Origin of the sequence: Ferruginibacter albus (assembly GCF_020042285.1) — a bacterium.
GTDB classification, from domain to species: Bacteria; Bacteroidota; Bacteroidia; order Chitinophagales; family Chitinophagaceae; genus Ferruginibacter; species Ferruginibacter albus.
Genome location: NZ_CP083388.1, coordinates 3,333,292 through 3,357,714, shown reverse-complemented (window position 1 = coordinate 3,357,714; position 24,423 = coordinate 3,333,292). Strand labels below are relative to the sequence as shown.

The following is a 24,423-nucleotide window of genomic DNA, read 5'->3' as shown; positions in this document are numbered from 1 at the left end:
AGAAAACGTCATAAGATTGCAACACATAAGCGTAAAAAACGTTTAAGAAAAAACCGCCATAAAAAGAAATAACGATTTCTTTTAGAAGGGTACAGGCACTTCATTCCTGTACCTAATTCCGGCTCCTGCTATTTACTCCATATAATAGTACTGCCGGCATTTTCCTTCCATGTTATGGTCTAAAAAAGGTACTAAACTTGACAAAGGAATTAATTATAAACGCCGCACCCCAGGGAGTAGAAATTGCTCTTATGGAGGATAAAAAGCTGGTGGAATTACACAACGAAAAGGCGGATGCCAGTTTTGCTGTGGGCGACCTCTATTTGGGAAAAGTAAAAAAATTAATTCCGGGTTTAAATGCTGCGTTTGTGGATGTGGGATTTGAGAAAGATGCTTTTTTGCATTATACCGATCTTAGTCCTTACGTACGTTCTATATTAAAGTTTACCAATCTTTCCATAAACGATAAAAGCGAGAACGGTTACGATTTTGGCAAGTTTGAAGTAGAACCCGAAATTGTAAAAACAGGGAAGATCGCAGAAGTATTAAGCGGTCGTCCTAATATTTTGGTTCAGATATTGAAAGAACCTATCGCAGCGAAAGGTCCTCGTCTTAGTTGCGAATTATCACTTCCCGGGCGCTTTGTAGTGATCACTCCTTTCAATGATATCATTGCGGTATCACGTAAGATCCATTCTGCAGACGAAAGAAAAAGATTGCACAAAATTATCGAAGCTATTAAGCCGAAAAATTTTGGTGTAATTGTTCGTACAGCGGCTGATGGAAAAAATACCGCTGAACTGCATGATGACCTGTTGACCCTGGTTCAAACATGGAAAACAATTCAAACTAATTTAAAAGGTGCTGTGCCTCCTTCTAAAATATTAAGTGAGCAAGGGAAAACAACAAGTATTCTTCGTGATCTCTTGAATGAAGATTTCAACCGCATTGTTGTAAACGATAAATCTATTTTCAGCGATACAAAAAGCTATATACAAAAGATAGCACCTGATAAAGCAGACATCGTTACGTTTCATAATAATGGGGCTCCTATATTCGACAGCTTTGGCATTACCCGCCAGGTAAAAGCTGCTTTTGGTAAAACAGTAAACTTACCAAGTGGCGCTTATTTAATTATTGAGCATACCGAAGCTTTGCACGTTATTGATGTAAACAGCGGCTATAAAAGTGTTAGCAATAACCAGGAACAAAATGCACTGGAAACCAATTTAGAGGCAGCGGAAGAAATTGCCCGCCAGTTGCGCCTGAGAGATATCGGTGGGATCATCGTTGTTGATTTCATTGATATGAAGCTGATGGAAAACAAGAAGAAGCTGGCAGATGCAATGGAACAGTTCATGAAAGCTGACCGTGCCAAACATGCCGTGCTTCCTATCAGTAAATTTGGATTGATGCAGATAACCCGGCAGCGTATGAAGCCGGAGATGACGATCAATACTTCAGAAGTTTGTCCTACCTGTAATGGTACCGGCAAAGTTTCTTCTACATTGATATTAGAGGATGAAATAGAAAAGAACCTTAGCTATTTAATTATGCAAAAGCATAAGGGCTTAACTATTGAAGTGCATCCTATCGTTTACGCGTATCTTACAAAAGGCTTTATATCCAAGCGTCGTAAATGGAGCTTGAAGTACAAACAAAAAATAAAGATCAAATCTAACAGCAATTATCATCTTACAGAGTTTCACTTTTTTGATGATAATGAAGAAGAGATAAAACTATAAAATAAAAGGTCAGTATTAAACTGACCTTTTTTATTTACTATTTATCTGGTTTAAAATAGTCCTACAACTATGTTTTGATATTGCAGAGAGTCAGTCTGAGCCTGTCTAAGACGGTCCTTCATAAATTTCACTTTAAAAATGTAGTTGTATTTAATTCAAAGTATTCGCCTCCACAGCCGGCGGGGCTGCGTAACTGCAACGGCGCTGCTTTTGCTTCTTTGAAAAAAATATGCTGCGCATTTTTTTCAATACCGCCTGCGGCAATACCGAACCAAAAGAGGCGCCTTATGCAGTTACTGGTGAAGATGCGAAGAAAAGTAGCCTGCTCTTTTGCAGTTGTCATTATATTTAAAGAGGTATAAGAAATAGCCTACTGTATAAATCTAAGAATAGAATTACTATAGTACAGTTTACAGTAGTACAAAAGATAGCTGTATGGCAGGAACGGGCCGTCATCGTTCCTGCCTTGAATTTTTTGTTGCTTTTTGTTTCAAGACAAAAGCAAGGAAAAGAGCTAATAATAAATAAGCTATTCAATAAAATAGATTACTGTTTTCAATTCCAAATTCCCACTTAAGTTTAAAATATATACTCTGAGCAATGCTCAGAAGCTATATTATCAACTAAAATGCCTTGTGAGCATTGCTCACAGCCCATATTTATTAGAAATATCTATCGTGAGCATTGCTCACACCCTACATTACCAATAAGAATGCCTTATGAGCATTGCTCATTGTTCATATTATCAACTAAATGCATTGTGAGCACAGCTCACTGCTCCTATCTCTACATAAAATTGATTTTTAGCAACACAATACTTACTTAAATGCATTATCCAACATCTAGCTCTTATCATCTCTTCTTTAATTTAATGGTGGCTAATAATTCCGTTAGCTATAAAATTTTACTCATGAATAACTTACGTTTCTTTTATTCACCCGATGCGCCCGGTTCTGCAAGTTCATCTTCCGATGCTTCTGTACACAAAACACCGGGGCTACCTGTTAAAGATGCAGACTTTATGGATGTGGCAAAAGCGGTAGCAAAAAGCTGGGTAGCTCATCCATCTATTACCTTAGCCTATTTTGATTCCGGCTCTTTTAGTAACCTGGTAGCGTTGTGTGCGGCAAAATTGGATGAACGCCTTGCTACCGGTGCCAATCGCCCGCTACTTACACAAACATTAGCGCAACTGGACGACAGCATTGACGATGCTATTACTGAAGTGAAGGTCTACCTTCAAAAAAAATACAAAAAAGACAATGCGCCGGCGCATTATGCCGCCTTTGGCTTGGAAAAACAAAACCACGTTTTTCAACTTCCACGAGACAGGAACAAACGCCTGCAGGCATTAAAACAGACAAAAGCGGCTATTGAAACAGAAGGTTTTGGCAATGAAGAATATGGCACTGATTTTTGGAATAACGTTTATGACGCATATAGTACAGCTATGACAAAAGCCAGCGATACAGACGGACAAATAACGGCTCATGTGTCAGGCAAAAACAGCGACAAGGAGCAAATTAAAAAGATAATGATAAGTCTTCGTAAGGTGTTAGAAGGAAACTTTCCTGATACATATGAAGATGTTTATCGGGTATGGGGCTGGCAAAAAGAACATTATTAATAAAAACAAAAACCCTCTTTAGAAATAAAGAGGGTTTTATAAAATAAATTTATCTGCGTCTCTATCCTACACCGCCATGATCTCTTTTTCTTTCGCCTGCAAATGCTTATCTATTAAAGAAATGAATTTGTTAGTGATATCCTGGATAGAAGTTTCTGCTTCTTTAGAAGCATCTTCACTCAACCCGTCTTTCTGTAATTTTTTTATCTGCTCAATAGAATCTCTGCGGATATTGCGAACTGCTATCTTGCTGTCCTCACCTTCACCTGCCGTTCTTTTTACCAACTCTTTTCTTCTTTCTTCAGTTAGCGGCGGTAAAAACAAGCGAATATTAACACCATCGTTTTGAGGATTGATGCCGATGTTGGCAGCAATAATGGCTCTTTCTATTGGCTGCAACATATTCTTTTCCCAGGGTTGTATGGAGAGCGTACGGGCATCTAAGGTTACAATGTTACCTACTTGTCCGATTGGCGTAGGAGAACCATAGTAATCCACTACAATTCCATCTAACATAGCGGGGGAGGCTTTGCCTGCACGAATTTTTACCAATTCAGTTTCAAAATGATCAATTGCCTTTTTCATTGAAACTTCTGTTTCCGATTTTATTAGCTCTACTTCTTCTGACATAAATTGATAGATAAGGCTGCAAAACTAAAGAAAAAGAATTATGATAAAAAAAGAACAACTAAGAGCGTAAAGACAAAGACTTACATAATTTATTTTTCTTTAACACTTTACTGTTATGGAAACAGATGTTGCCAGCATCTCAAGGATCATTTATTTTTTCCATGAAACTTTTTGTAAAACTAACAGCAATCGTATTAATGCTTTTGATCGGTGTAGCGGCATTAGCATACTTTATATGGTATCAACCTAAATTCAAAGTAACTAAAACAAGCTTTCGCTCCACTGTAATAAAAACAAATGATGATAAGTTAGAGCTAACGCGTTTAAAAGAAAAAGGAACGCTTCTTAAAACGTACATCAATAAGAACAGGTTTAACCCATCTGTTTGTTTTATAATCGATATGCGGATCGCATCCGGTAAAAAACGCTTTTTTGTATATGACCTTGTAAAAGATTCTATCGAAAGGGCAGGGTTGGTAACGCATGGCAGTGGTTCATCACAAGGAGATAGCCTGGTGTTCTCCAATATTCCTGAAAGTAAATGTAGTTCTATCGGGAAATATAAAATAGGGAAACCCTACAACGGCAAATTTGGATTAGCGTATAAACTGTATGGCTTAGATTCAACCAATAGCAATGTTTTCAGGCGCTTTGTGGTGTTGCATTCACATTCCTGCGTGCCTGAAAATGAAGTAGCGCCTTTACCTATTTGTGAAAGTTATGGTTGTCCAACGGTTTCGCCGGCGTATTTAAATGTGTTGGCAACGTATATTGATAATTCAAAAGAACCGATACTCCTGTATATTTTTTATAAGTAGAAGTTACTTTATGTTTTCTTTAAGCACCATTCTGATATCATGCCATTCTTCTTCTGCAAAAGCATCTTTAGGGATGATAAAAAAAGTGCGGGCATTAAAATATAAATGAAAAAAGTGCGGGCTTTCCATCCAGGAAGCAAAACTATTCCATTCCCAACTCTGGCTTCCTCTTTCATTAGAAATAGTAAATGCATCGTTTGTTATAGTAGCCTGGAAACGTTCTTTAAATGTTTTGGAACCTCTATAAATGATCAATGGTAATAAAAACCAAAAGGCGATCATCAGCATAAACCACAGAATCGAGCTTGATAGAAATGCAAAAGGATTTATCTTTTTTAAAAAGAAAAGAATAGCAGATATAATAGCAAAAACATTCACTATTATCAACATGCCTTTTATTTCTTTTCTTGTAATAAAATGATAACGTAAAGCCTGTAAAACTTTGCCTTTATTATAAGTAAAAAATTGTGAGGTCATTGAGTGATAAATATTTCAGGCGCTAAGTTAGGTTGGTAATGGTAATAAATGGAGCAATAAAGATCATTAATTCAACGCTTCTATATTTTTATCAAAATCTATTTTATCAATTTCTTTGATTGCCTGCCATCCGCCCAACACGTTGCGTAAATTATGAATGCCTTGTTTTTTTATTAACGATGCAGCGATCACACTTCGGTAGCCGCTGTTGCAGTAAACATATAAATTATCGTGCTCCTCAAAGTTGGCGATCTTGGCTATATCTGTCATTTCTTCTAACGGAATGCTTAAAGCGTTCTTCACATGACCTTCTGCAAATTCTGTTTCCCGGCGTACATCCAGTAAGCGCAGGTTTTTATCAAAAGGAATATCCATTGCCAGCTCATCTGCCTCAATATCTATTATCATATCGATGGGCTCACCGGCGGATTGCCATGCTTCAAAGCCTCCGTCTAAATAACCTTCTATTTTTGAAAAGCCTACTCTTGCCAAACGAACAACGGTTTCTTCTTCTTTACCTTTTTCAGTTAGTAAGATGATTGTTTTATCAAAAGGCAATAAGGTACCTGCCCATTCTGCAAAGCGACCTTCCAGCCCAATAAAAATACTGCCGGGTATAAAGCCTTCTGCAAATTGTGTTTTGTCTCTTGTATCTAAAACGATAACGTCTTGGTCGATCTTTTCTTTAAACTGTTCAATACTCAGTAGTGTTAATCCTTTCATTTTTATTGAGTCAAGGCTGTCGTAACCTTCTTTATTGATTTTTGCGTTAATGGAAAAATATTTCGGCGCATCACTTAAACCATTGATAACCTCTTTTATAAATTCAGTTTTATCGGTTATTTGTAATGCGTAATTGTTTTTCTTCTCTTCACCGATAGTGCTATATGTATCGGGACCTAAGTTTTTACCACAGCTGCTTCCGGCACCATGTGCAGGATATAAAATAATATCATCTGCCAAAGGTTTTATTTTATTCTGTAAGGTATCAAACATAATAGCAGCTAATTCTTCTTTAGATAAATTTCCGCTGCTTAGGTCCGGTCTGCCAACATCACCAACAAACAATGTATCGCCGCTAAACAAAGCAACATCTTTTCCTGCTTCATCTTTTAATAAATAGCAGCTGCTTTCAATAGTATGACCGGGTGTATGCAATACCGTAACAGTGGCCGAACCTAATGAAAATGTTTCTCCATCTTTTGCTACATACACCGGAAAACTAGTGACAGTTTGCGGGCCGTAAATAATGGTAGCGTTGGTTTGTTTGGCCAGGTCCAAATGACCGCTTACAAAATCTGCATGAAAATGTGTTTCGAAAATATACTTGATAGTGGCGTTTCTTTCTTTTGCTAAAGCAATGTATTCATCTATATCACGCAATGGATCTATAACAGCAGCAATGCCATTGCTCTCGATATAATAAGCCGCCTCACTTAAACAACGGGTATATAATTGCCGGGTGAACATTGTGTAATTTTTACAGTACAAAAATAAAAAACAAAAAACGGATGTTGAAGCATCCGTTTATATAACAATATTTTTTTTAAAATGTTATGAAACCAATTTATCTACAAAATCACTTATCTCCTCAATGCGTTTGTGATTGATGATGTAATAAATAAATTTACCATCACGCTCTGTAGTTACAATACCTGCTTTGCGCAAAATAGCCAGGTGTTGAGAAGCTACAGATTGCTCCAATCTTAATCTTACATAAATTTCTGTAACGGTGATCTTTTTTTCTTCGTCGATCAGCTTAAGAAGTTGCTGGCGTAATTTGTGATTCAATGCTCTTAGTGTAAGAGCGGCTTTTTTTACATTGTAGTAGTCGATCTTGATTGAACTTGCTTTGTCCTGTTCAACAGACGGTAAAACATCCTGGTCAGCTAGATTTGTCATAGTTATTAAATTTTAATTACTTCTAAAAAACAGCGCAAATATATAAAAGATTGCATAAACAACCTTTTTTTCAGTAAAATTTTAATATATCATTAAGTTACGAATTTATTTATTGCGATGTACTATTTGTGTGCACATCTTTCAGGTACATCGGCTCAGAATAAGCAATATCAGCAAAAATCATATGCTTGAATTTTTCTTGCGATAAATGACACATAGCGTGTGGATTGTACACATTTTCATCAAAAAACGCATGATGGTTTTTGCAAATCTGTTTCCATTTTTTACTGCCGCTTCCGGTAAAAATGATTGGATGATTGCTTAAACTATTAATAAACGAATTCTCCGTTAAAATCATTGCGTTAGGTGCTAAATTTTTTTTTAATGTTTTGTCGTAAACAGCAGTAAAAACTTCCATTCGCCGGGCATCTATCATTGGGCAAATTAAAACGTCGTCAGGATAGGTTGAGTTATCCAATTGTAAAATAACAGTCTGCGCAAGTATTTCTAATGTATTGATAAGGATGAGCGGCTTATTTAATGCAAAACATAAGCCTTTTGCGCTCGACATTCCGATCCGGATACCGGTGTAAGAACCGGGGCCTTCTGTAACTGCTATCGCATCAATATTTTTTAATGTATATCCTGTTTGCCTGAACAATTGTTCAATAGCAGGTTGTAAAAACGAAGCATGATTTTTCTGCTCTTCATTTAATAATGTGTGCAATACATTGCCATCTTTTGCAATGCTTACACACCCTGTTTCGGTGGCGGTATCGATGTTTAATAGTAAGCTCATGTAAGTTGCAAAATTACTGGTTGTTAAAGCATTTATCTTTGTAGTATAAAAAGAATTAAAATGGGAAAAGAAATTATTCATACGCAAAGAGCTCCGGCTGCGATCGGGCCATACAGCCAGGCTGTTAAAACAGGTAACCTGATCTTTATATCAGGACAGGTGGCACTAAAACCCGGTACCGGTGAACTGTTCAATAACAGCATATCCGAAGAAACACACCAGGTAATGCAAAACTTACAAGCCATACTGTCGCACGAGGGGTTGGATTTTAATCATGTAGTTAAAACAACTATTTTTTTAAGCGATATGCATTTGTTTGCAGAGGTTAATGAAATTTATGGAAGCTATTTCAACGGCGGTTTTCCTGCAAGAGAAACGCTGGCGGTAAGAGCATTACCTAAAAATGCCAATGTTGAAATAAGCATGATCGCTGCTGTACAATTGTAATTTATTTTTGAAGATGAACGATAATAAACCATTGGTGATCATCACCAATAAATGTCATGAGTATCTTATCAATACGCTGCAGCAAAAACAATATGAAGTAGTTCATCTGCCCAATATAACTTATGATGAATTAGCGGATATCATTCATAAAGCAGAAGGGTTGATAGTGACTACGCGGTTGCGCATTGATAAAAATATTTTAGACAAAGCAGTTAATTTAAAATGGATAGGAAGACTGGGTAGTGGGATGGAATTGATTGATGTTGCGTATGCAGAGAGCAAAGGCATTCGTTGCGTGAGCAGCCCGGAAGGGAACCGAAATGCAGTAGCTGAGCATGTTTTAGGGTTGCTGTTAAACCTGATGAATAATATTTCGGTAAGTTTTGATGAAGTGAAAAAAGGTGAATGGCACAGAGATAAGAACCGGGGTATTGAGTTAAGCGGAAAAACAGTTGGCATTATTGGTTATGGCAACACGGGTAGTTCATTAGCAAAATTATTATCGTCATTTGATGTAACAATTTTAGCGTATGATAAATACAATGTCGGTTTTGCTAAAGACAATATTAAAGAAGCGAATTTAGAGCAGATCTGCCGGTATGCAGATGTGATCAGTTTTCATGTTCCCTTAACAGGCGAAACAAAGTACATGGCAGATGAAAACTTTTTTGATAGCCTTGAACGCAAGCCCTATTTCATCAATGCCTGTCGCGGACCGGTAGTTAAAACATCCGCTTTAATTAAAGCGCTGCAACAAAAACAAATTACTGCTGCTGCCCTGGATGTTTTGGAAAATGAAAAAATAGATCAGCTCACAAGCGAGCAACAGGAGCAATTTGATTTTTTAATTCAGCAGCCTAATGTTATTCTTACGCCGCATATTGCAGGATACAGCTACGAAGCTTTTTATAAAATGAGCGCTGTGGTTTTGGAGAAATTAGGTATTTAAAATTTTCTTATATTTGTAATATACAACGCCTTGGTAATTCTGAGGCGTTGTATTTTTTTCTATTTACTATTAAAGATTTAGTTATGTCGGAGACAAATTATGTAACAAAAGATACGTTTGAATTAATGAAACAAGAGTTGCAGCACATGAAAGGAGTGGATCGCCCGGCTGCCAGCAAGGCCATTGCAGAAGCTCGTGAAAAAGGCGATTTAAAAGAAAATGCTGAATATGATGCGGCAAAAGAAGCACAAGGAATGCTGGAAGCTAAAATAAAGCATTTGGAAGGAGTGATTGCCACTGCCCGTATTTTAGATGAATCGAATATTGATACCAGTAAAGTATCTATTTTAACCAAAGTAACGTTGACCAACCTGGGTACAAAAAAGCAGGTTACTTATCAAATAGTTTCAGAAAAAGAAGCTGATCTGAAGTCAGGAAAAATTTCTGTTACCTCACCCATTGGTAAAGGGCTTTTAGGAAAGATCATCGGCGATGTTGCGGAAGTGCAGGTGCCTGCCGGAATGTTGAAGTTTAAGATTGAAAATATCACAGCATAAAAACTAACCCACTTAATAAAGTGGGTTTTTTATTTACTTCTCTTTGTCCAGTATACTCCAAATAAAATGATCAGTAAACAGGCAATTTGTCCAATGCCTATGTTCTCTCCTGCAATCACTCCCCAAAATATAGCAATAGCTGGCATTCCATAAGCAACCAAGGAAGTAAATATTGCACCTGTTCTTTTTATGAGATTATAGAACATGATAGTAGCTACTGCTGTACCAATAGCACCTAATACAACAGCCGCTGCGGTAGAAAGTAAAACATCATTATTGGCTAAGGGCAAATTAAAATACCCTGTAAAAAGTAATATTAGCAATGCAAGCACTGCATTCATAGCTAATGCTACTGCAACAATATGTATTGAGGGGATCTCTTCCAGTTTTTTATGCACCATGTTTACATTGAACCCGTATAGAACAGTTGCTAATACAACATACAGCATATGCACAATATCTTTCTGATCGTATACATGTGCTTTGCCTGTAAATAATAAAGCAGTGCCCGAAAAAGCGATGATTATCCCCAATGTTTTTTGAAACGATGTCTTTAAATTAAAAAACAAAACACCTGTAACTAAAACAAAAATGGGAGTAAGAGAATTCAATGTACCGCTTAAAGCGCTGTCAATTCTTTCTTCCGCCAGGCAGAATAAAAATGCAGGAATAAGATTGCCGATAAATCCCGATAAAAAAACATACAATAATTTTTGACGAGGGATCAATGTAAAGTATCGCATTGCCAGCGGTGATAAAACCATTCCTGAAGAAAGAATACGAATAGCCGCCACTTGATAAGGTGTTAATTGCTGTAACCCAACTTTCATCAATATAAAACTGCTGCCCCAAATAATGGAAAGTATTATAAATATGAGCCAGCTTAAAAAATCTCTTTGCATCTTATTAATAAAATAACACTTGGAATAACCTAGATTCCTTTTTACATTTGAAATATATAATTTTTTATCTAAAACTATTTATTATGGGTTTTATTAAAGAGTTTAAAGAATTTGCGCTTAAAGGTAACGTTGTTGATTTGGCAGTAGCAGTAGTTATCGGCGGCGCTTTTGGGAAAATTGTAGATTCTTTGGTAGGGGATATCATTATGCCCATCATTGGTAAAATATGCGGCGACACCAATTTTTTCCAGAAATGGGCAATAGATGGAATTGCCGTGGGAAAATTTCTGCAGGCGGCATTTAACTTCCTCATTATTGCCTTAGCATTGTTTATGGTCATCAAAGCAATTAATGCATCAAAAAAGAAAGAAGTGGAAACAACCACACCGCCCGCTCCGTCGTCTACAGATCAGCTTCTGATGGAGATCAGGGATGCTCTTAAAAAATAATGATAACAAATATAATTTTGCAGCGGCTAATACTTTAATTAGCCGCTATTTTATTAATTAAAATTTAGAAAGATGAAGAGAGAACTACTTATTGTAATTGCAGTAACTTTTATAAGCTATATAAGTTTTGCCCAGGATGTATCCCTGTCTGACTTAAAAAAATCTGCCGCTACTAAAACAAATACTATTGATGATACAACATTTAAAAGCGGCTGGCGTAAGGGAGCAACATTAAATATTAATCTTTCACAAGTAAGTAATAACAATTGGGTTGCTGCGGGAAGCGATAAGTTTTCGTTAGCAGTAAACGGAACTTTACATGCGTTTGCTACTAAAAAATGGGGAAGAAATACATGGGACAATATTTTAGATCTTAACTATGGCTTGGTAAATACTACTACATTGGGCGTTCGTAAAGTAACCGATCTGTTAAGCGTTGTTTCAAAATATGGATACGAACCCAAAGGATGGAAGAATGTATATGTTACTGTGCTGGGACAATTACGTTCTCAACTTACCGATGGATATCAATACAATTATTTAGATAGTGTAGGGTTAAAGCGTAGAAACTCAGGTTTTTTTGCCCCCGCTTATGTAACACTTGCTCCAGGTATCGATTGGCATCCTAAACCGTGGTTATCTATATTTGGTTCCCCTGCTTCTGCAAGGTGGACGTTTGTTTCAAATAACCCTTACAGTTACGTATTTCCTGCAGGCGTAACACCGGGCGGCACACAGGAAACTCCGCTATCAAAATTATATGGTGTTGATTCCGGTAAAACAAACCGCTTGGAATTCGGCGCTTTTATAACGATCACTGCACAAAAAGAAATTGTAAAAAATGTTACTTACAATGGCAAGCTCGATCTTTATTCCAATTATCTTAAAAATCCTCAAAACATAGATGTTTTCTGGACAAACCAGTTTTTGTTAAAGGTAAATAAATGGTTAAGCGCCTCTTACGAAATAGATTTTTTATATGATGATGATGTAAAGCAAGAGCTTAACCCAACTCATGCGTTAGGATTACAGGTTTTATCCACATTAGGCGTTGGATTCGTTGCAAACTTCTAATTCTGTACAACTTCTTTTTACATTTGCTGTTTACAACCGACTAATATGGCAAATGCACCCAACTATCAAATAAAGTTAGAGCAGTTCGAAGGTCCTTTCGATCTGCTTCTTTTTTTTATAGAAAGAGACGAACTTGATATTTATAATATTCCCATTACAAAGATCACCAACGATTTTTTGGATTATGTTCATAATACAGAAAAGCTGAGCATTGAATTAAGCAGCGAGTTTATTTTGTTTGTGAGTACGCTTATGCGCATTAAGGCAAAAATGTTATTGCCAAGAAAAGAGCTGGACGCCGATGGAAATGAAATAGATCCAAGACAGGAATTGATCGATAAGATCCTGGAATACAAAAAATTCAAAGAAGCATCAGCTCAAATGGCAGAAATGGAAGCCTTGCGCATGCTGATGGTTAAACGTGGTAACCTGCAAAAAGAATTGGTGCAGATAGGAGAAGAAGCAGGCGAAGGAACCGAAATACAGGCGGTAACCTTATTTAAGCTGATGAAAGCTTTCGAAAAGGTTGTTCAAAAGCTGAATGAGCGTAGCAGAAAGCCGGTGCATACGGTTATTCGATATAATTATACAATGGAAGGTACCCGTGTGTATATGTTGGACGTTTGCAAAAAAGAAAAAACATTGTCTTTCGAAAAGATATTTGATGTAGCAGAAAACCGTATCCATGCTATATTTCTATTTTTAAACATGCTGGAGTTAATACAGCAAAAATACCTTGCTATTACAACCGGCGAAGGAAGAAATAATTTCATTGTTGAGTATAATGAGAACAGGGAAGAGGAAGTAATTGTGCCTTTGCCGTATGATGATCTGCTGAATCTTAATTAATTGAACTGATTCTTTTGCTAGCCTGTAAAGAGTAAACTTTACAGGTTTTTTATTGTTCTGATGTATTTGAAAATGCCCTTTTGTCATTAATTTACTCTTGGTATCTATTTTGATGTTTAAACATTGAATTTAAAAAAAGGAAAATAATCATGAAAACAATATTACAGAAAGCATCCGAACGAGGACATGCCAATCATGGATGGTTAGATGCACAACACTACTTCAGCTTTGCAGGATATCATAATCCCGAGAAAGTACATTTTGGTTTATTAAGGGTTTTAAATGATGATACTGTTGCCGGAGGTGGGGGCTTCCCTACGCACCCGCACGATAATATGGAAATAGTTACTATTCCACACTCCGGTGCTTTACAACATAAAGACAGCACGGGCGGACAAGGTATTATTAAAGCCGGCGATGTGCAAATAATGAGTGCCGGTAGTGGCGTGAGACATTCGGAATTTAATGCTTCTACTACTGAACCGGTAAACCTTTTTCAATTGTGGGTTTTCCCGAAAAAAAGAAATATTGAACCTCGCTATGATCAACGTACGTTCGATATAAATGACAGAATCAATAAATGGCAAACAGTAGTTTCGCCTGTTGAGGCAGACAATGCTTTATGGATAAACCAGGACGCACGCTTTTCTTTAACTAAAATTGAAAAAAGTAAGGAGTTGGCATATAGCAATGCTTTTAAAGGAAACGGCGTCTACCTCGTAGTGATCAATGGTAGTGTAACCGTTAATGGTACAACATTGAATAAGAGAGATGCTTTGGGTGTTTGGGATACAGACAGTTTTACCATACAGGCAAATGAAGATGCTGAATTACTGGCAGTAGAAGTTCCAATGAATTAATAAAGAAACACCATTCATAAAGGTCAAAATTCAAGCTTGAATTTTGACCTTTATATTATTAACCTGAATTTGTTGATTATTCCTTACCTTCGCAATCTTTGAAAATCATGCCGTAACATGATAAGCGCCCTGCAATAAGGGACAATCTCTGTAACAACAGCATCCGCGGCATGTGATCATTTACTAAAAAAATAATTGGTTCACATGAAGTTAAGTCAGTTCAGATTCGACCTTCCACTAAATCTTATCGCACAAAATCCAACTAAAAAAAGAGAAGACAGTCGCATGATGGTTATCCATCGTAAAACCGGTCAGCTTGAAAACCGCCATTTTCGCGACATCATTGAATACTTTGATGATAAAGACGTGATGGTAGTGAATAACACGAAAGTGTTTCCTGCACGTATGTATGGACGTAAGGAAAAAACCGGTGCTAAGATAGAAGTGTTTCTATTGCGTGAATTAAATAGGCCGAATCGCTTGTGGGATGTAATTGTTGATCCTGCCCGTAAAATTCGTGTAGGTAATAAATTATATTTTGGTGAGAATGATGAACTGGTAGCAGAAGTTATTGATAATACTACAAGCCGTGGACGTACCATTCGTTTCTTATGGGAAAGCTCGGAAGAATCTTTCCGTGAAATGCTGGAATTTTTAGGTGAAACACCTTTGCCAAAATATATTAAACGCAAGCCCGACGAAGAAGATAAAGAACGTTATCAAACGGTATATGCAAAGCATGAAGGAGCAGTTGCTGCGCCTACAGCAGGTTTGCATTTTAGTAAAGAACTAATTAAGCGTTTGGAAATTAAAGGTCTTCGTTTTGCGGAAGTTACCTTACATACAGGGTTAGGAACTTTTCGCCCGATTGAAGTGGAAGATTTGAGCAAGCATAAAATGGATGCAGAATATTATGCTATTGATGATACAGCTTGTAAAATTGTAAATAAAGCAAAAGAAGATGGCAGAAGGATCTGCTCAGTGGGTACTACTACCATGCGTGCAATGGAATCTTCTTTTACAGCGCAAAAATTATTAAAGCCATCTGAAGGCTGGACCAATATGTTCATTCACCCGCCTTACGATTTTTCTATTGCAGATTCTTTAATTACAAATTTTCACTTGCCTAAAACAAGCTTATTAATTATGACCTGTGCCTTTGCAGGTTATGAATTAACAATGGAAGCGTACAAGAAAGCGATAAAAGATAAATATCGTTTCTTTAGTTATGGTGATGCAATGTTGGTGGTGTAATAATCAATAAAAGTATTTTATAAAAAACTCCTCTGTTTTGCAGAGGAGTTTTTTTATTGATAGATAGTTTACTTAGGGTTCATTATGTATTTAAATCCGATGGAAATGCTTCCAAGTGATACATTATTTAACGATGAATATGCTGTAAGATCATTGGTAGTAGTTGTATAAGAGTTTTGCGGTTGAATGGTTTGTTCTTCGAGATGGGAATAACCTAAGAAAGCTATGTTATTGAGTTGCATAGTTACGAGCCATCGTTTATCTATTTTATAAATAATTCCGGGATTAATTGAAGTGCTAATTCCCCATCCTTTTGTTTTCATTACCGGTTCCCCATTGGCGGAGGAATCAGGACCGGCACTAAATATGCCATTTCCACTAATATTCCAGTTCAAAGAAAGAAAAAAGTTTTTGCCTATTGATTTGTAGTAGTTTCTAAAATAGCCTGCTCCAATTGTATGAGTAATGGTGGTAACATCATTGCCATACCAATTTGTTTGAGAGGAGAGAGAGTATGAGAGCAGAAAACCTCGTTCACGAGCCGGACTAATAAATTTGCCTAAAGTTATAAATGCATTTGCACGTGCATAGCGAGACGGCGTAGCCAATTGATCATTGTTAGTATTATAATCCTGTAAATTAAAACTAATGCTTCCGCCAATAGCTTTTTCTCCCGCATTTAACTGTGCTTTTGTTGTTACAATTGTACAGCATACTAATAGTAGTAAGATAATTTTTTTCATAAAGTTTTTCTTTGTTGACATAATGCATCAACAAATTGCTGTATGAAAAAAGGTAATTAACTATGTTTTAAGAATAATTGTATTTTATAACTAGGAAATAGTTATTTAAAGTCAAGTCTTACTTCTTTGTATGTAACGCCTGCAGAACAAGTATCTATAGACCAGGCTAAACCTACATTGTCTATATAATATGAAAAGCCAACGGAAAAAGTAGAGGTATCATTGTTGGGGATCAGCCTGTCAATAACGATCTTATGATTAAAATCAGGGATGTTTTCTACCGTCATTGGAGCTATTGCGGAATCAAACATTTTACCGGTATGATTGTGCATTAATAAAGTGAAACGGATCGTATCCTTATCTCCGGAAAAATCCTGGTTGGTATAAAGTATGTACCTGATCTTTCTTTCAGGGTTTGTAACCGGGTCTTTGCTGCAGGAAAATAACGCTGTTAATAATAGAATAACTATTGCAGCCAGTGAAAATAGTTTCATTGATGATTTTTTGCTGGTTAGAACGCAAAATTATTTTAAGTGGTTGCTTATATAACGAATTTAAAAACCAACTAAAATAAAAATGTAATTTTAAATATGCCTATACGATTTTTTATTGCTCTATTCGGAATTATATCCTGCACTGATCTTCATTCAAAAGAAAAGGTTGATGGTGCTGTTCATGTAATAGCTCCAATAAAAGATACATTGCCAAAAGGAAAAATAATTTCAAATGTAGTTTGTACAAGTGATACCATACAGTCATATGCTTTATACATTCCGGTAACATATGGTAAACAAAGACCGCCTGTAGTCTTTTTTTTCGATCCGCATGCAGCTGGTGCATTGCCTTTGAACAAATATAAAATACTGGCAGATAAGTATGGTTTTATTTTAGTGGGAAGCAATAATTCAAAGAACGGGAATGATTTTTCGATAGCACAAAATATTTGGAACACATTGTCAGCAGATGTCATCAGCAGAATAAGCATTGATACAACAAGAATGTATGCCTGCGGGTTTTCCGGTGGTGCTAAAGTGGCAGGCTATATCGCTTTAAGCGATAGTCGCATAAAAGGTGTAATAGCCAATAGTGCTGCGTTACCGGATGGAGTTACACCCGGCAATTTTGGTTTTAGCTTTACCGGAATTGCAGGTACCGGCGATATGAACATGACCAATGTGATTTCTTTTGTAAATGCTTTGGATAAAACAACTACACATCACCGTTTATTACTTTTTAACGGTAAGCATGAATGGGCGGCTCAAGCTACAATGAATATGGCTTTTGCCGGGTTGCAATTGGATGCCATGCGCAGCAAGCAAATTGCAGTTAACAATGAATTCATCAGTGATCTTGTAATCAAGGAAAAACGAACAATTGAGGATGATATTTCAGATAATAAGTTATTAGAAGCGGATGCTACCTGCAAGCTTTTAATCAGCCTGTTGGATGGCGTATCGGATGAGACGGCTTTTTTTAAAACAAAAGATCTTTTGATTTTGTCAAATCCTTTATATCAACAACAAGCAACAAGCCAACACCTGTTGTTTACCCAAGAAGAAAATATAAAGAGCCGTTATAATGAAGCTTTTCAAAATGGGGATGTTAATTACTGGACAACTACCATTCAGGAATTGAATAAAAAAGCAGCAGCTTCAACTGATGAAGGTGCCATGAATAAGCGTTTGCTGGCTTATTTATCTCTTGCTTTTTATTCTATCAGCAATCAAATGATAAATGCTAATAAGAATGCAGAAGCACAGTATTTTGTAAGCTTATATAAAATGGCAGATCCAACGAATAGCGATGCCTGGTATTTTTCTGCGATAGTAAACGCACGCAACGGAAATTCAAAAGCAACAGAAGATGACCTGATAAAGGCCGCGGAATATGGGTTTGCAGATAAACAACGGATGCGGCAACAAGCAGAGTTCAGGTCCTTGTCCTTAGACTTTGATGCTATTGAGAAAAAAATGCATGCAGATCAATAAGCGTTTTGTAAAACTTATAATCCTCGTATGGTTGAATAATGATAATGGGTTCAAGGACTGCCTGAGTGAAGCGAAAAGCCCGCTGATGATGTGTGCGTGGAGATGTGGCGGACTTGCAGCGAAAAGCAGGAGCAACTGATAATAGTAGTATTATTGCCAACAGCCTATAATAAAAAACACTGCGGTAAGCCACAGTGTTTCATTATAATCAAGCACAAAAAAGAGATAGTTTAGTTTTTAACTTTTTTAAGTAACATAACATAACCGCATAAGTTCTTTTTCTTTTTATTTACCTGTACAGGTTTTATCATGTGGTATTCTGAAAATTGCGGTATGTAAGAGTAGCTTATTACGTTGCCGTCAACATCGCCCCATTGCTTTTTTTGATAGGCTACCTGTCTTTCATCGTAGTCATACATACGTACTTCATATAATTTTGAAGTAGCATCGCCAATAAAAACAAACTGGTACCAGCTGCCTTGCGTTAAAGGAACAACAACCGGCATTTCATATTCGCTTTCCATTTGCATGGATGCTTCTTTTACTACAATAAATCCTTGTTTGATGAGTTCTTGCTTAACACTGTCTGCTTCGTGAATGATGGTGGGGTCGCTGCAGGCTGATTGGCGGATCACATCCTGAGATTTGGCCTGGATGCTAAATAGCCCTATGGTAATGATTATTAATAGAATACGGATGTTCATGGTCTTTGTTCGGATTAAAGTGGACTACACTATATATACTAAACGTAAAAGAATATGCTTTTAGTATTTAATTGAGCAAAGATATTTTTGGGCGGAACTTATTGATTTTTATACATATAGAAAGAGTCTGCCTGTTGTGTGCAGGTAAGTACCAGTTCATTGATGCATACGTGAGGGGGAAGTGAAGTGCAATAAAATATACTATTAGCTACATCTGTAGCGGAAAGTGGTGTAATGCCTTCATATACCTCACGGGCTTTTTTATCATCTCCCTTGAAACGCACATTTGAAAACTCGGTTTGTACGGCTCCTGGAAAGATATCTGTTATTTTTATATTATGTCGCAGCAGGTCAATGCGCATGGATTGACTAATTGCAGCTACTGCATGTTTTGTGGCGCAGTAAATATTGCCTTTTTCATATACGTTTTTTCCCGCGGTGGAGCTGATGTTGATGATATGCCCTATTTTTCGTGTAATCATAAACTGTAGGATAGCTCTACTTACGTACAATAAGCCATGCACATTTGTATTCAACATGGTTTCCCAATCGTTCATATCAGCTTCGTCAAAATAATCTCTTCCTAATGCAAGCCCTGCATTATTAATTAAGATGTCAATTGCTTTCCAGTTCTCGGGTAAGGTTAAAAAAGCTGCGGATACTTCTTCTTTATTTTGAACATCAAAGTTTAAGGCTACTACTTTTATTGCAAATTCTTTTTCAAGTTGTTGCTTTAATTGATTTAGGCGTTCGCTTCTTCTGCCGGTAATGATGATATTGTCGCCGTCTGCAGCAAACTTACGTGCACAGGCTTCTCCAATACCTGAAGTAGCCCCTGTTATAACAACAATTTTATTCATGATAATGATTCTAAAAAATCTAACAGTATTTGATTGGCTTTATGTGTTTCTTCCCACATACCCATATGTGCACTATTTTGTAAAATATGTATGTGTGATAAAGAAGGTAAATAAGTTTGAGGTAAAACTGTTTGCATTGGTATAATTGTATCCTGTTCGCCAATAACAAATAAAACAGGAACATTACAGGCTTTTAATACGCTGGTTCTATCGGGGCGTGCGATCATAGCACGATAATATTGTATCAATGCTTCAGGCTGAAATTTTTTTCCTGCTTCTATCAAGGCTTCTACTTCATGAGCATGCTGATCTTTGAAATCAGCGCTGAAAGAATTAGGAACGCTGGTTTTTACAAAAGGGAAAGCGCCGTTGTTGGTGATAAATTCAATGCCTTTTAAACGGGCTTGTTTTTTCTCTTCTGTATCTGCCAATGCTGTAGAGTGGAACAAGCCAATGCCTTTGATCAATTGAGGATATTTTTCTGCAAAAGCTAATGAAATATAGCCGCCCATGCTATGCCCGATCAAAACTACCCGGTCGAGCTTTTCATTATCAGTGATTGCTTTTATTGCTTCTGCGTAGTCATCAATAGTAGATAACTGGTCGTTATATGGAGATGCTCCGCTGCCGGGCAAATCGGGGATGATGACCTGACACTGCTGAGCTAAAAAATCTTTTTGATAATGCCATAATTCACCTGTTTCGGGAAAGCCGTGTATCAAAACTACGGGCAGTCCTTGTCCTGATATTTCGTAGGCAACAGCTTTTTCTTTAAACAGAATAATTTTTTTCATCTTACTTGATATAAGTATGAACACTTCTAACAATTAACAGTAATACCAATGGCATTAATGCAACATTTAAATGTTGTGGAAGAAAAAACCACGCCAATAATAGAACGGTTAATATGATTGCAGTGATAAGATAATATTTTTTTACCCAATTTTTTTTACTGTTGATAAAAAATGCCATGATGCTGTGAGCTGGTAAAGCCCATAACAGGTTATAATTATTGGCACACATAATATGGTCGGTGGCTGTCCACATTAAAATCAATAGAACACCAATAACGCCGGTGAGAAAAAATAACATTCCATCAAAGCCTTGCAAAAATCTTCTGGCAGCAGCCGTTTCATAAAAACTTAGCCCGATGATAAATACAAATAATACCAGGAAACAAAGAAAAGGAGTGAAGACAGGTTTATCTAATTTGTCATTGTGTGGAGTAGTTAAAATTTTTTCTGATAAAACCAGTTGCTTACTGTTGTTGTCCAAAGATCGCATCAGATTATCAGGTAGGAACTGCGATTGCTCAACTGTCATTACTGCATCCGTTTTTGCGCCTAATAAAATATCGATGCCCAATTGACTCCACAATAATCCGCCTTTTTCCAGGTATTGATGGATGGCATCTCTGAAAGTAGCGTGTACGGGCATTACAGCATTGAATATTGGTTGAGGGTGTTTGTTTTTTTTGATGATATCACGGAGACGGGTAGTACAGTTATCAAAGAAGAAATCGTATTTATAGTACTTGTTTTGCTCCTTGGCATTTTCAATCAATGCCTGATTGATCTTTATTTTTTCTTCAGGAGAGAAATTTAAAACCTGTTCGGTGATACCACGATTTTCATATCGGTAAAATCCTATAAAATCATCATAATATTCTATTGAAACATAATACAGCAGCTTGCCTCTTGTAAATTTTATGTAGAAGTTCTTATCATCAAAATTAAAAGTGCCATAATTGTATACGATGTCTCTTCCGTCATTGCCTGCAAGACTACTGTCGATCACCCTTAAAGCGCTATGCCCGAATATGGAATAAAGTTCCTGCCCGGGAGTGCAGGTTAATAACGATATGCGAATATGAGAGGAATCCTGTGCGTTACAATTGGTAATTAATAATGAATAATTAATAATTAAAAGTGTCGCTACTTTTTTTAAAATTGAAGTTTTTGATTTGAACTTTTTAAAAAGAAATTTTAAAAACATTCGAGTCAATTAAAGTTTAATAGTAGCAATGCCGATGAACGAAATGTGACACAACGATGCTTAATTGAAATACAACGGCTTGTTACAAAAATTATTAAGTACTAATTTTAAATGGTTGATTATCTTGAATAGTTCGGCGCTTCTTTAGTGATCTCAATATCATGTGCGTGACTTTCTTTTATACCGGCATTGGTTATTTTTACAAAAGTTGCATTTTGTAATTCTGCAATTGTTTTTGCACCGCAATAACCCATGCCTGCACGCAAACCACCGGTAAACTGATGCACCACTTCACGTAGATGTCCTTTAAATGCCACACGACCTTCAATTCCTTCCGGTACAAACTTTTTAATATCATCTTCTACATCCTGGAAATACCGATCGCTGCTGCCCTGTGCCATCGCACCCATAGAACCCATGCCTCTGTATTGTTTGAATTTTCTTCCTTCGTAGATAATCGTTTCGCCTGGACTTTCTTCTGTACCTGCAAAAACATTTCCCATCATTACACAGTTAGCGCCGGCTGCCAGGGCTTTTACCATATCGCCTGTATAACGGATACCGCCGTCGCTTATGATACCGACATTTTTATTTTTTAATGCGGCTGCAGCTTCCATTACTGCGGTAATTTGAGGAACGCCGGTACCGGCAACGATACGTGTAGTACAAATAGAACCAGGTCCAATGCCCACTTTAACAGCATCGGCACCTGCATCTGCCAGTGCTTTTGCACCTGCTGCAGTGCCTACATTTCCGGCAATTACCTGTAAGCCTTTGTAGTTTTTCTTAACGGTTTTTAATGCGTCCATCACTCCTTTGGTATGTCCATGAGCACTATCCAAACAAATAACATCAACGCCTACACGATGTAATGCATCAACCCTGTCTAGAATATCTTTTGTTATACCAACGCCTGCGCCTACCAATAAACGTCCGTAAGAATCTTTGATGGCGTTGGGATGGCTTTTTAGTTTTAGTATATCGCTAAACGTTATTAAACCAATTAAAATGCCCGATTTATTTATTACCGGTAATTTTTCAATTTTATTTTGCTTGAAGATGGCTTCTGCTTTTTTAAGATTGGTGCCTTCCGGTGCTGTGATAAGATTGTCTTTTGTCATTATGGAGCCTACTTTGCTTTCATAATGTGTTTCAAAACGTAAGTCACGGTTGGTTAAAATTCCCACTAATTTATGTTGTGCATCCACCACTGGAATACCGCCGATCTTATTTTCTTTCATTAACCGTAAAGCTTCGCCAATAGTAGCATCAGGGGTTAAGGTGACAGGGTCTAATATCAGGCCATTCTCACTTCTTTTTACTTTACGTACCTGTTCTGCCTGCTTTTCAATGCTCATGTTTTTATGCAGGATACCCAATCCGCCTTCACGGGCTAAGGCGATAGCCAAAGATGCTTCCGTAACAGTGTCCATTGCTGCACTTAACATAGGTACATGCAGCTTAATTGTTTTAGTAAGTTGAGTATGAATACTTACATCACGAGGCAGTACCTGGCTGTATGCAGGCATTAACAGAACGTCATCAAACGTTAGGCCTTCGCCGAAAAATTTTTTGGATTTGCTTTGCGCAGAGGAGTTATTTATTGTAGCCATGTGCAAAGGTAAAGGAAAAATATAAATGGCAAAAATCCGGTAAACAACATCTTAAACTATGTTAGCCTCTAAACTAATTTATAAAGCTTTCCGGGTAAAACGTTTACAATTCCCTGCATTTCCAAACTCAGTAAAGCCGCAGCCGATGCGCTACTACTTAATCCTGTTTTAAAATAAAGTTCATCAATATGTATTTGTTCATGCTGCCGCAACAGGTCAACAATTATTCTCTCATCTTCACTTAATTCAATGAATAATTCTCTTTGTTTTTTGGGTGATGATTTTGAATGTTCTTTCCATCCCATGTTCTCCAACAGGTCATCGGCACAAGTAATAAGGGCTGCTTTGTTGTTTTTAATAAGATAATTGCAACCTTCGCTTTTACTGTCGGTTGTTCTTCCGGGAATGGCAAAAACGTCTTTATTATAACTGTTCCCTAATTCTGCCGTAATTAATGACCCGCCTTTTTTACTGGTTTCTATAACAATTACGGCATCGCTCATGCCTGCTACAATTCTGTTTCGTTTTGGAAAGTTTTGTTTTCCCGGATCGGTGTTACTTAGGAATTCAGTTAGCAAGCCACCGTGCTCTACCATTTGCTTGGCAAGGGCTTTGTTTTGCGCGGGATAAATTCTGTCTAAGCCGTGCGCTAATACGCCTACGGTTTGCAACTTATGCTTTAACGCGGCTTTATGAGCAATGGTATCAACACCAAAAGCAAGTCCGCTAATAACTAAAACATTTTCATTGCTTAGATCTTCAATTAATTTTTCGCAAACGGTTTTACCATAATCGGAATTAGTGCGTGTGCCTACAATAGAAATTATTTTGGAATGATTTAGATCAGCATTGCCACGGTAAAATAATAATATCGGACTGTCATAACAATTCAGCAATCTTTTAGGATAAACCTCGTCGTTAATAAACAGGGGAGTGATCTTATATCTTTCAATAAACTGTATTTCCTCTTCGGAGCTAAGGAAATTGTCAAACTCTTTTATGCTTTTAGCTCTTACTGCACCAATGCCTTCAATATTTTCGAGGTCTTTTTTCTTTGACTTAAAAACGGCTTCAGCGCTTTCAAAAATAGTTACCAGGGATTTGGCATGCACATTGCCGATATTAGGCACCAATGTAAGTGCTATTTGGTATAGCAGATCTTTGTTCATACGGACTGCTTA

27 protein-coding genes are annotated in these 24,423 nt (G+C 37.0%); 12 read left to right on the top strand and 15 right to left on the bottom strand.

Annotated features, from left to right (window positions below; all coding sequences use genetic code 11):
- Positions 1–197 precede the first annotated feature (197 nt).
- On the top strand, positions 198–1,745 hold the full coding sequence (locus K9M53_RS14365; protein WP_224016176.1) for an Rne/Rng family ribonuclease: 1,548 nt from the start codon (positions 198–200) through the stop codon (positions 1,743–1,745).
- 127 nt (positions 1,746–1,872) lie between these two features.
- Here K9M53_RS14365 and K9M53_RS14360 read toward each other — a convergent pair whose 3' ends face one another.
- Positions 1,873–2,088: a hypothetical protein gene (locus K9M53_RS14360; RefSeq protein WP_224016173.1), complete on the bottom strand. Its 216-nt coding sequence runs from the start codon at positions 2,086–2,088 to the stop codon at positions 1,873–1,875.
- A 567-nt stretch (positions 2,089–2,655) separates the two neighbouring features.
- Between K9M53_RS14360 and K9M53_RS14355 the strand changes: the two genes are divergently transcribed.
- A complete protein-coding gene (locus K9M53_RS14355; RefSeq protein ID WP_224016170.1) occupies positions 2,656–3,372 on the top strand; it encodes a hypothetical protein in 717 nt (238 codons plus the stop codon).
- Between the two features lie 66 nt (positions 3,373–3,438).
- On the opposite strand, the gene frr is transcribed toward K9M53_RS14355, so the two are convergent.
- Positions 3,439–4,002: a ribosome recycling factor gene (gene frr / locus K9M53_RS14350; protein WP_224016167.1), complete on the bottom strand. Its 564-nt coding sequence runs from the start codon at positions 4,000–4,002 to the stop codon at positions 3,439–3,441.
- 161 nt (positions 4,003–4,163) lie between these two features.
- Here frr and K9M53_RS14345 point away from each other — a divergent pair, with 161 nt between their 5' ends.
- Entirely contained in the window at positions 4,164–4,820 is a 657-nt protein-coding gene (locus K9M53_RS14345; RefSeq protein WP_224016164.1) for a murein L,D-transpeptidase catalytic domain-containing protein, read from the top strand.
- 3 nt (positions 4,821–4,823) lie between these two features.
- On the opposite strand, the gene K9M53_RS14340 is transcribed toward K9M53_RS14345, so the two are convergent.
- The 4 genes from K9M53_RS14340 to tsaB all read right to left on the bottom strand — a co-directional run bounded on the left by K9M53_RS14340 (position 4,824) and on the right by tsaB (position 7,998).
- Positions 4,824–5,297 (bottom strand): YcxB family protein, encoded by a 474-nt coding sequence (locus K9M53_RS14340; protein WP_224016162.1) that lies wholly within the window; start codon positions 5,295–5,297, stop codon positions 4,824–4,826.
- A 66-nt stretch (positions 5,298–5,363) separates the two neighbouring features.
- Entirely contained in the window at positions 5,364–6,767 is a 1,404-nt protein-coding gene (locus K9M53_RS14335; RefSeq protein ID WP_224016160.1) for an MBL fold metallo-hydrolase, read from the bottom strand.
- 84 nt (positions 6,768–6,851) lie between these two features.
- On the bottom strand, positions 6,852–7,199 hold the full coding sequence (locus K9M53_RS14330; RefSeq protein ID WP_224016158.1) for an ArsR/SmtB family transcription factor: 348 nt from the start codon (positions 7,197–7,199) through the stop codon (positions 6,852–6,854).
- A gap of 109 nt (positions 7,200–7,308) precedes the next feature.
- Positions 7,309–7,998 (bottom strand): tRNA (adenosine(37)-N6)-threonylcarbamoyltransferase complex dimerization subunit type 1 TsaB, encoded by a 690-nt coding sequence (gene tsaB / locus K9M53_RS14325; protein WP_224016156.1) that lies wholly within the window; start codon positions 7,996–7,998, stop codon positions 7,309–7,311.
- Positions 7,999–8,058: 60 nt separating this feature from the next.
- On the opposite strand from tsaB, the gene K9M53_RS14320 reads away from it, so the two are divergent.
- The 3 genes from K9M53_RS14320 to greA all read left to right on the top strand — a co-directional run bounded on the left by K9M53_RS14320 (position 8,059) and on the right by greA (position 9,951).
- Positions 8,059–8,445 (top strand): RidA family protein, encoded by a 387-nt coding sequence (locus tag K9M53_RS14320; protein ID WP_224016153.1) that lies wholly within the window; start codon positions 8,059–8,061, stop codon positions 8,443–8,445.
- A 13-nt stretch (positions 8,446–8,458) separates the two neighbouring features.
- Entirely contained in the window at positions 8,459–9,394 is a 936-nt protein-coding gene (locus tag K9M53_RS14315) for an NAD(P)-dependent oxidoreductase (RefSeq protein WP_224016151.1), read from the top strand.
- Between the two features lie 83 nt (positions 9,395–9,477).
- Entirely contained in the window at positions 9,478–9,951 is a 474-nt protein-coding gene (greA, locus tag K9M53_RS14310) for a transcription elongation factor GreA (protein WP_224016148.1), read from the top strand.
- A 29-nt stretch (positions 9,952–9,980) separates the two neighbouring features.
- On the opposite strand, the gene K9M53_RS14305 is transcribed toward greA, so the two are convergent.
- Complete coding sequence (locus K9M53_RS14305) at positions 9,981–10,853, bottom strand: DMT family transporter (RefSeq protein ID WP_224016145.1); 873 nt, start codon at positions 10,851–10,853, stop codon at positions 9,981–9,983.
- 83 nt (positions 10,854–10,936) lie between these two features.
- On the opposite strand from K9M53_RS14305, the gene mscL reads away from it, so the two are divergent.
- The 5 genes from mscL to queA all read left to right on the top strand — a co-directional run bounded on the left by mscL (position 10,937) and on the right by queA (position 15,339).
- On the top strand, positions 10,937–11,302 hold the full coding sequence (gene mscL, locus K9M53_RS14300; RefSeq protein WP_224016143.1) for a large conductance mechanosensitive channel protein MscL: 366 nt from the start codon (positions 10,937–10,939) through the stop codon (positions 11,300–11,302).
- A 72-nt stretch (positions 11,303–11,374) separates the two neighbouring features.
- Entirely contained in the window at positions 11,375–12,376 is a 1,002-nt protein-coding gene (locus K9M53_RS14295; protein ID WP_224016141.1) for a DUF3078 domain-containing protein, read from the top strand.
- Positions 12,377–12,421: 45 nt separating this feature from the next.
- Positions 12,422–13,225 carry a segregation and condensation protein A gene (locus K9M53_RS14290; RefSeq protein WP_224016138.1) on the top strand — a complete coding sequence of 268 codons (804 nt, stop codon included), beginning with the start codon at positions 12,422–12,424 and terminating at the stop codon, positions 13,223–13,225.
- A gap of 149 nt (positions 13,226–13,374) precedes the next feature.
- Complete coding sequence (locus K9M53_RS14285) at positions 13,375–14,085, top strand: pirin family protein (protein WP_224016135.1); 711 nt, start codon at positions 13,375–13,377, stop codon at positions 14,083–14,085.
- A 204-nt stretch (positions 14,086–14,289) separates the two neighbouring features.
- Positions 14,290–15,339 carry a tRNA preQ1(34) S-adenosylmethionine ribosyltransferase-isomerase QueA gene (gene queA, locus K9M53_RS14280; protein ID WP_224016133.1) on the top strand — a complete coding sequence of 350 codons (1,050 nt, stop codon included), beginning with the start codon at positions 14,290–14,292 and terminating at the stop codon, positions 15,337–15,339.
- A 68-nt stretch (positions 15,340–15,407) separates the two neighbouring features.
- Here the strand turns inward: queA and K9M53_RS14275 are convergent, their stop codons facing one another.
- Together K9M53_RS14275 and K9M53_RS14270 are read right to left on the bottom strand one after the other, a co-directional pair.
- Positions 15,408–16,082: a hypothetical protein gene (locus tag K9M53_RS14275; protein WP_224016130.1), complete on the bottom strand. Its 675-nt coding sequence runs from the start codon at positions 16,080–16,082 to the stop codon at positions 15,408–15,410.
- Between the two features lie 101 nt (positions 16,083–16,183).
- The gene (locus K9M53_RS14270; RefSeq protein ID WP_224016127.1) at positions 16,184–16,576 is read right to left on the bottom strand and encodes a hypothetical protein; all 393 of its coding nucleotides are present in this window, start codon (positions 16,574–16,576) and stop codon (positions 16,184–16,186) included.
- Between the two features lie 96 nt (positions 16,577–16,672).
- Here K9M53_RS14270 and K9M53_RS14265 point away from each other — a divergent pair, with 96 nt between their 5' ends.
- Positions 16,673–18,070 (top strand): hypothetical protein, encoded by a 1,398-nt coding sequence (locus K9M53_RS14265; RefSeq protein WP_224016123.1) that lies wholly within the window; start codon positions 16,673–16,675, stop codon positions 18,068–18,070.
- A gap of 230 nt (positions 18,071–18,300) precedes the next feature.
- Here K9M53_RS14265 and K9M53_RS14260 read toward each other — a convergent pair whose 3' ends face one another.
- From K9M53_RS14260 to dprA, 6 genes are all read right to left on the bottom strand, one after another.
- A complete protein-coding gene (locus tag K9M53_RS14260; RefSeq protein ID WP_224016121.1) occupies positions 18,301–18,774 on the bottom strand; it encodes a hypothetical protein in 474 nt (157 codons plus the stop codon).
- A gap of 98 nt (positions 18,775–18,872) precedes the next feature.
- Complete coding sequence (locus tag K9M53_RS14255; RefSeq protein WP_224016119.1) at positions 18,873–19,634, bottom strand: SDR family NAD(P)-dependent oxidoreductase; 762 nt, start codon at positions 19,632–19,634, stop codon at positions 18,873–18,875.
- Positions 19,631–20,428 (bottom strand): alpha/beta fold hydrolase, encoded by a 798-nt coding sequence (locus tag K9M53_RS14250; RefSeq protein ID WP_224016116.1) that lies wholly within the window; start codon positions 20,426–20,428, stop codon positions 19,631–19,633. The genes K9M53_RS14255 and K9M53_RS14250 overlap by 4 nt, the downstream gene beginning before the upstream one ends.
- 1 nt (position 20,429) lies before the next feature.
- A complete protein-coding gene (locus tag K9M53_RS14245) occupies positions 20,430–21,629 on the bottom strand; it encodes a DUF4105 domain-containing protein (protein WP_224016114.1) in 1,200 nt (399 codons plus the stop codon).
- Positions 21,630–21,748: 119 nt separating this feature from the next.
- Positions 21,749–23,242, bottom strand: a complete 1,494-nt coding sequence (guaB, locus tag K9M53_RS14240) for an IMP dehydrogenase (protein ID WP_224016111.1) — start codon at positions 23,240–23,242, stop codon at positions 21,749–21,751.
- Between the two features lie 68 nt (positions 23,243–23,310).
- Positions 23,311–24,411: a DNA-processing protein DprA gene (gene dprA, locus K9M53_RS14235; RefSeq protein WP_224016109.1), complete on the bottom strand. Its 1,101-nt coding sequence runs from the start codon at positions 24,409–24,411 to the stop codon at positions 23,311–23,313.
- Positions 24,412–24,423: the final 12 nt, after the last annotated feature.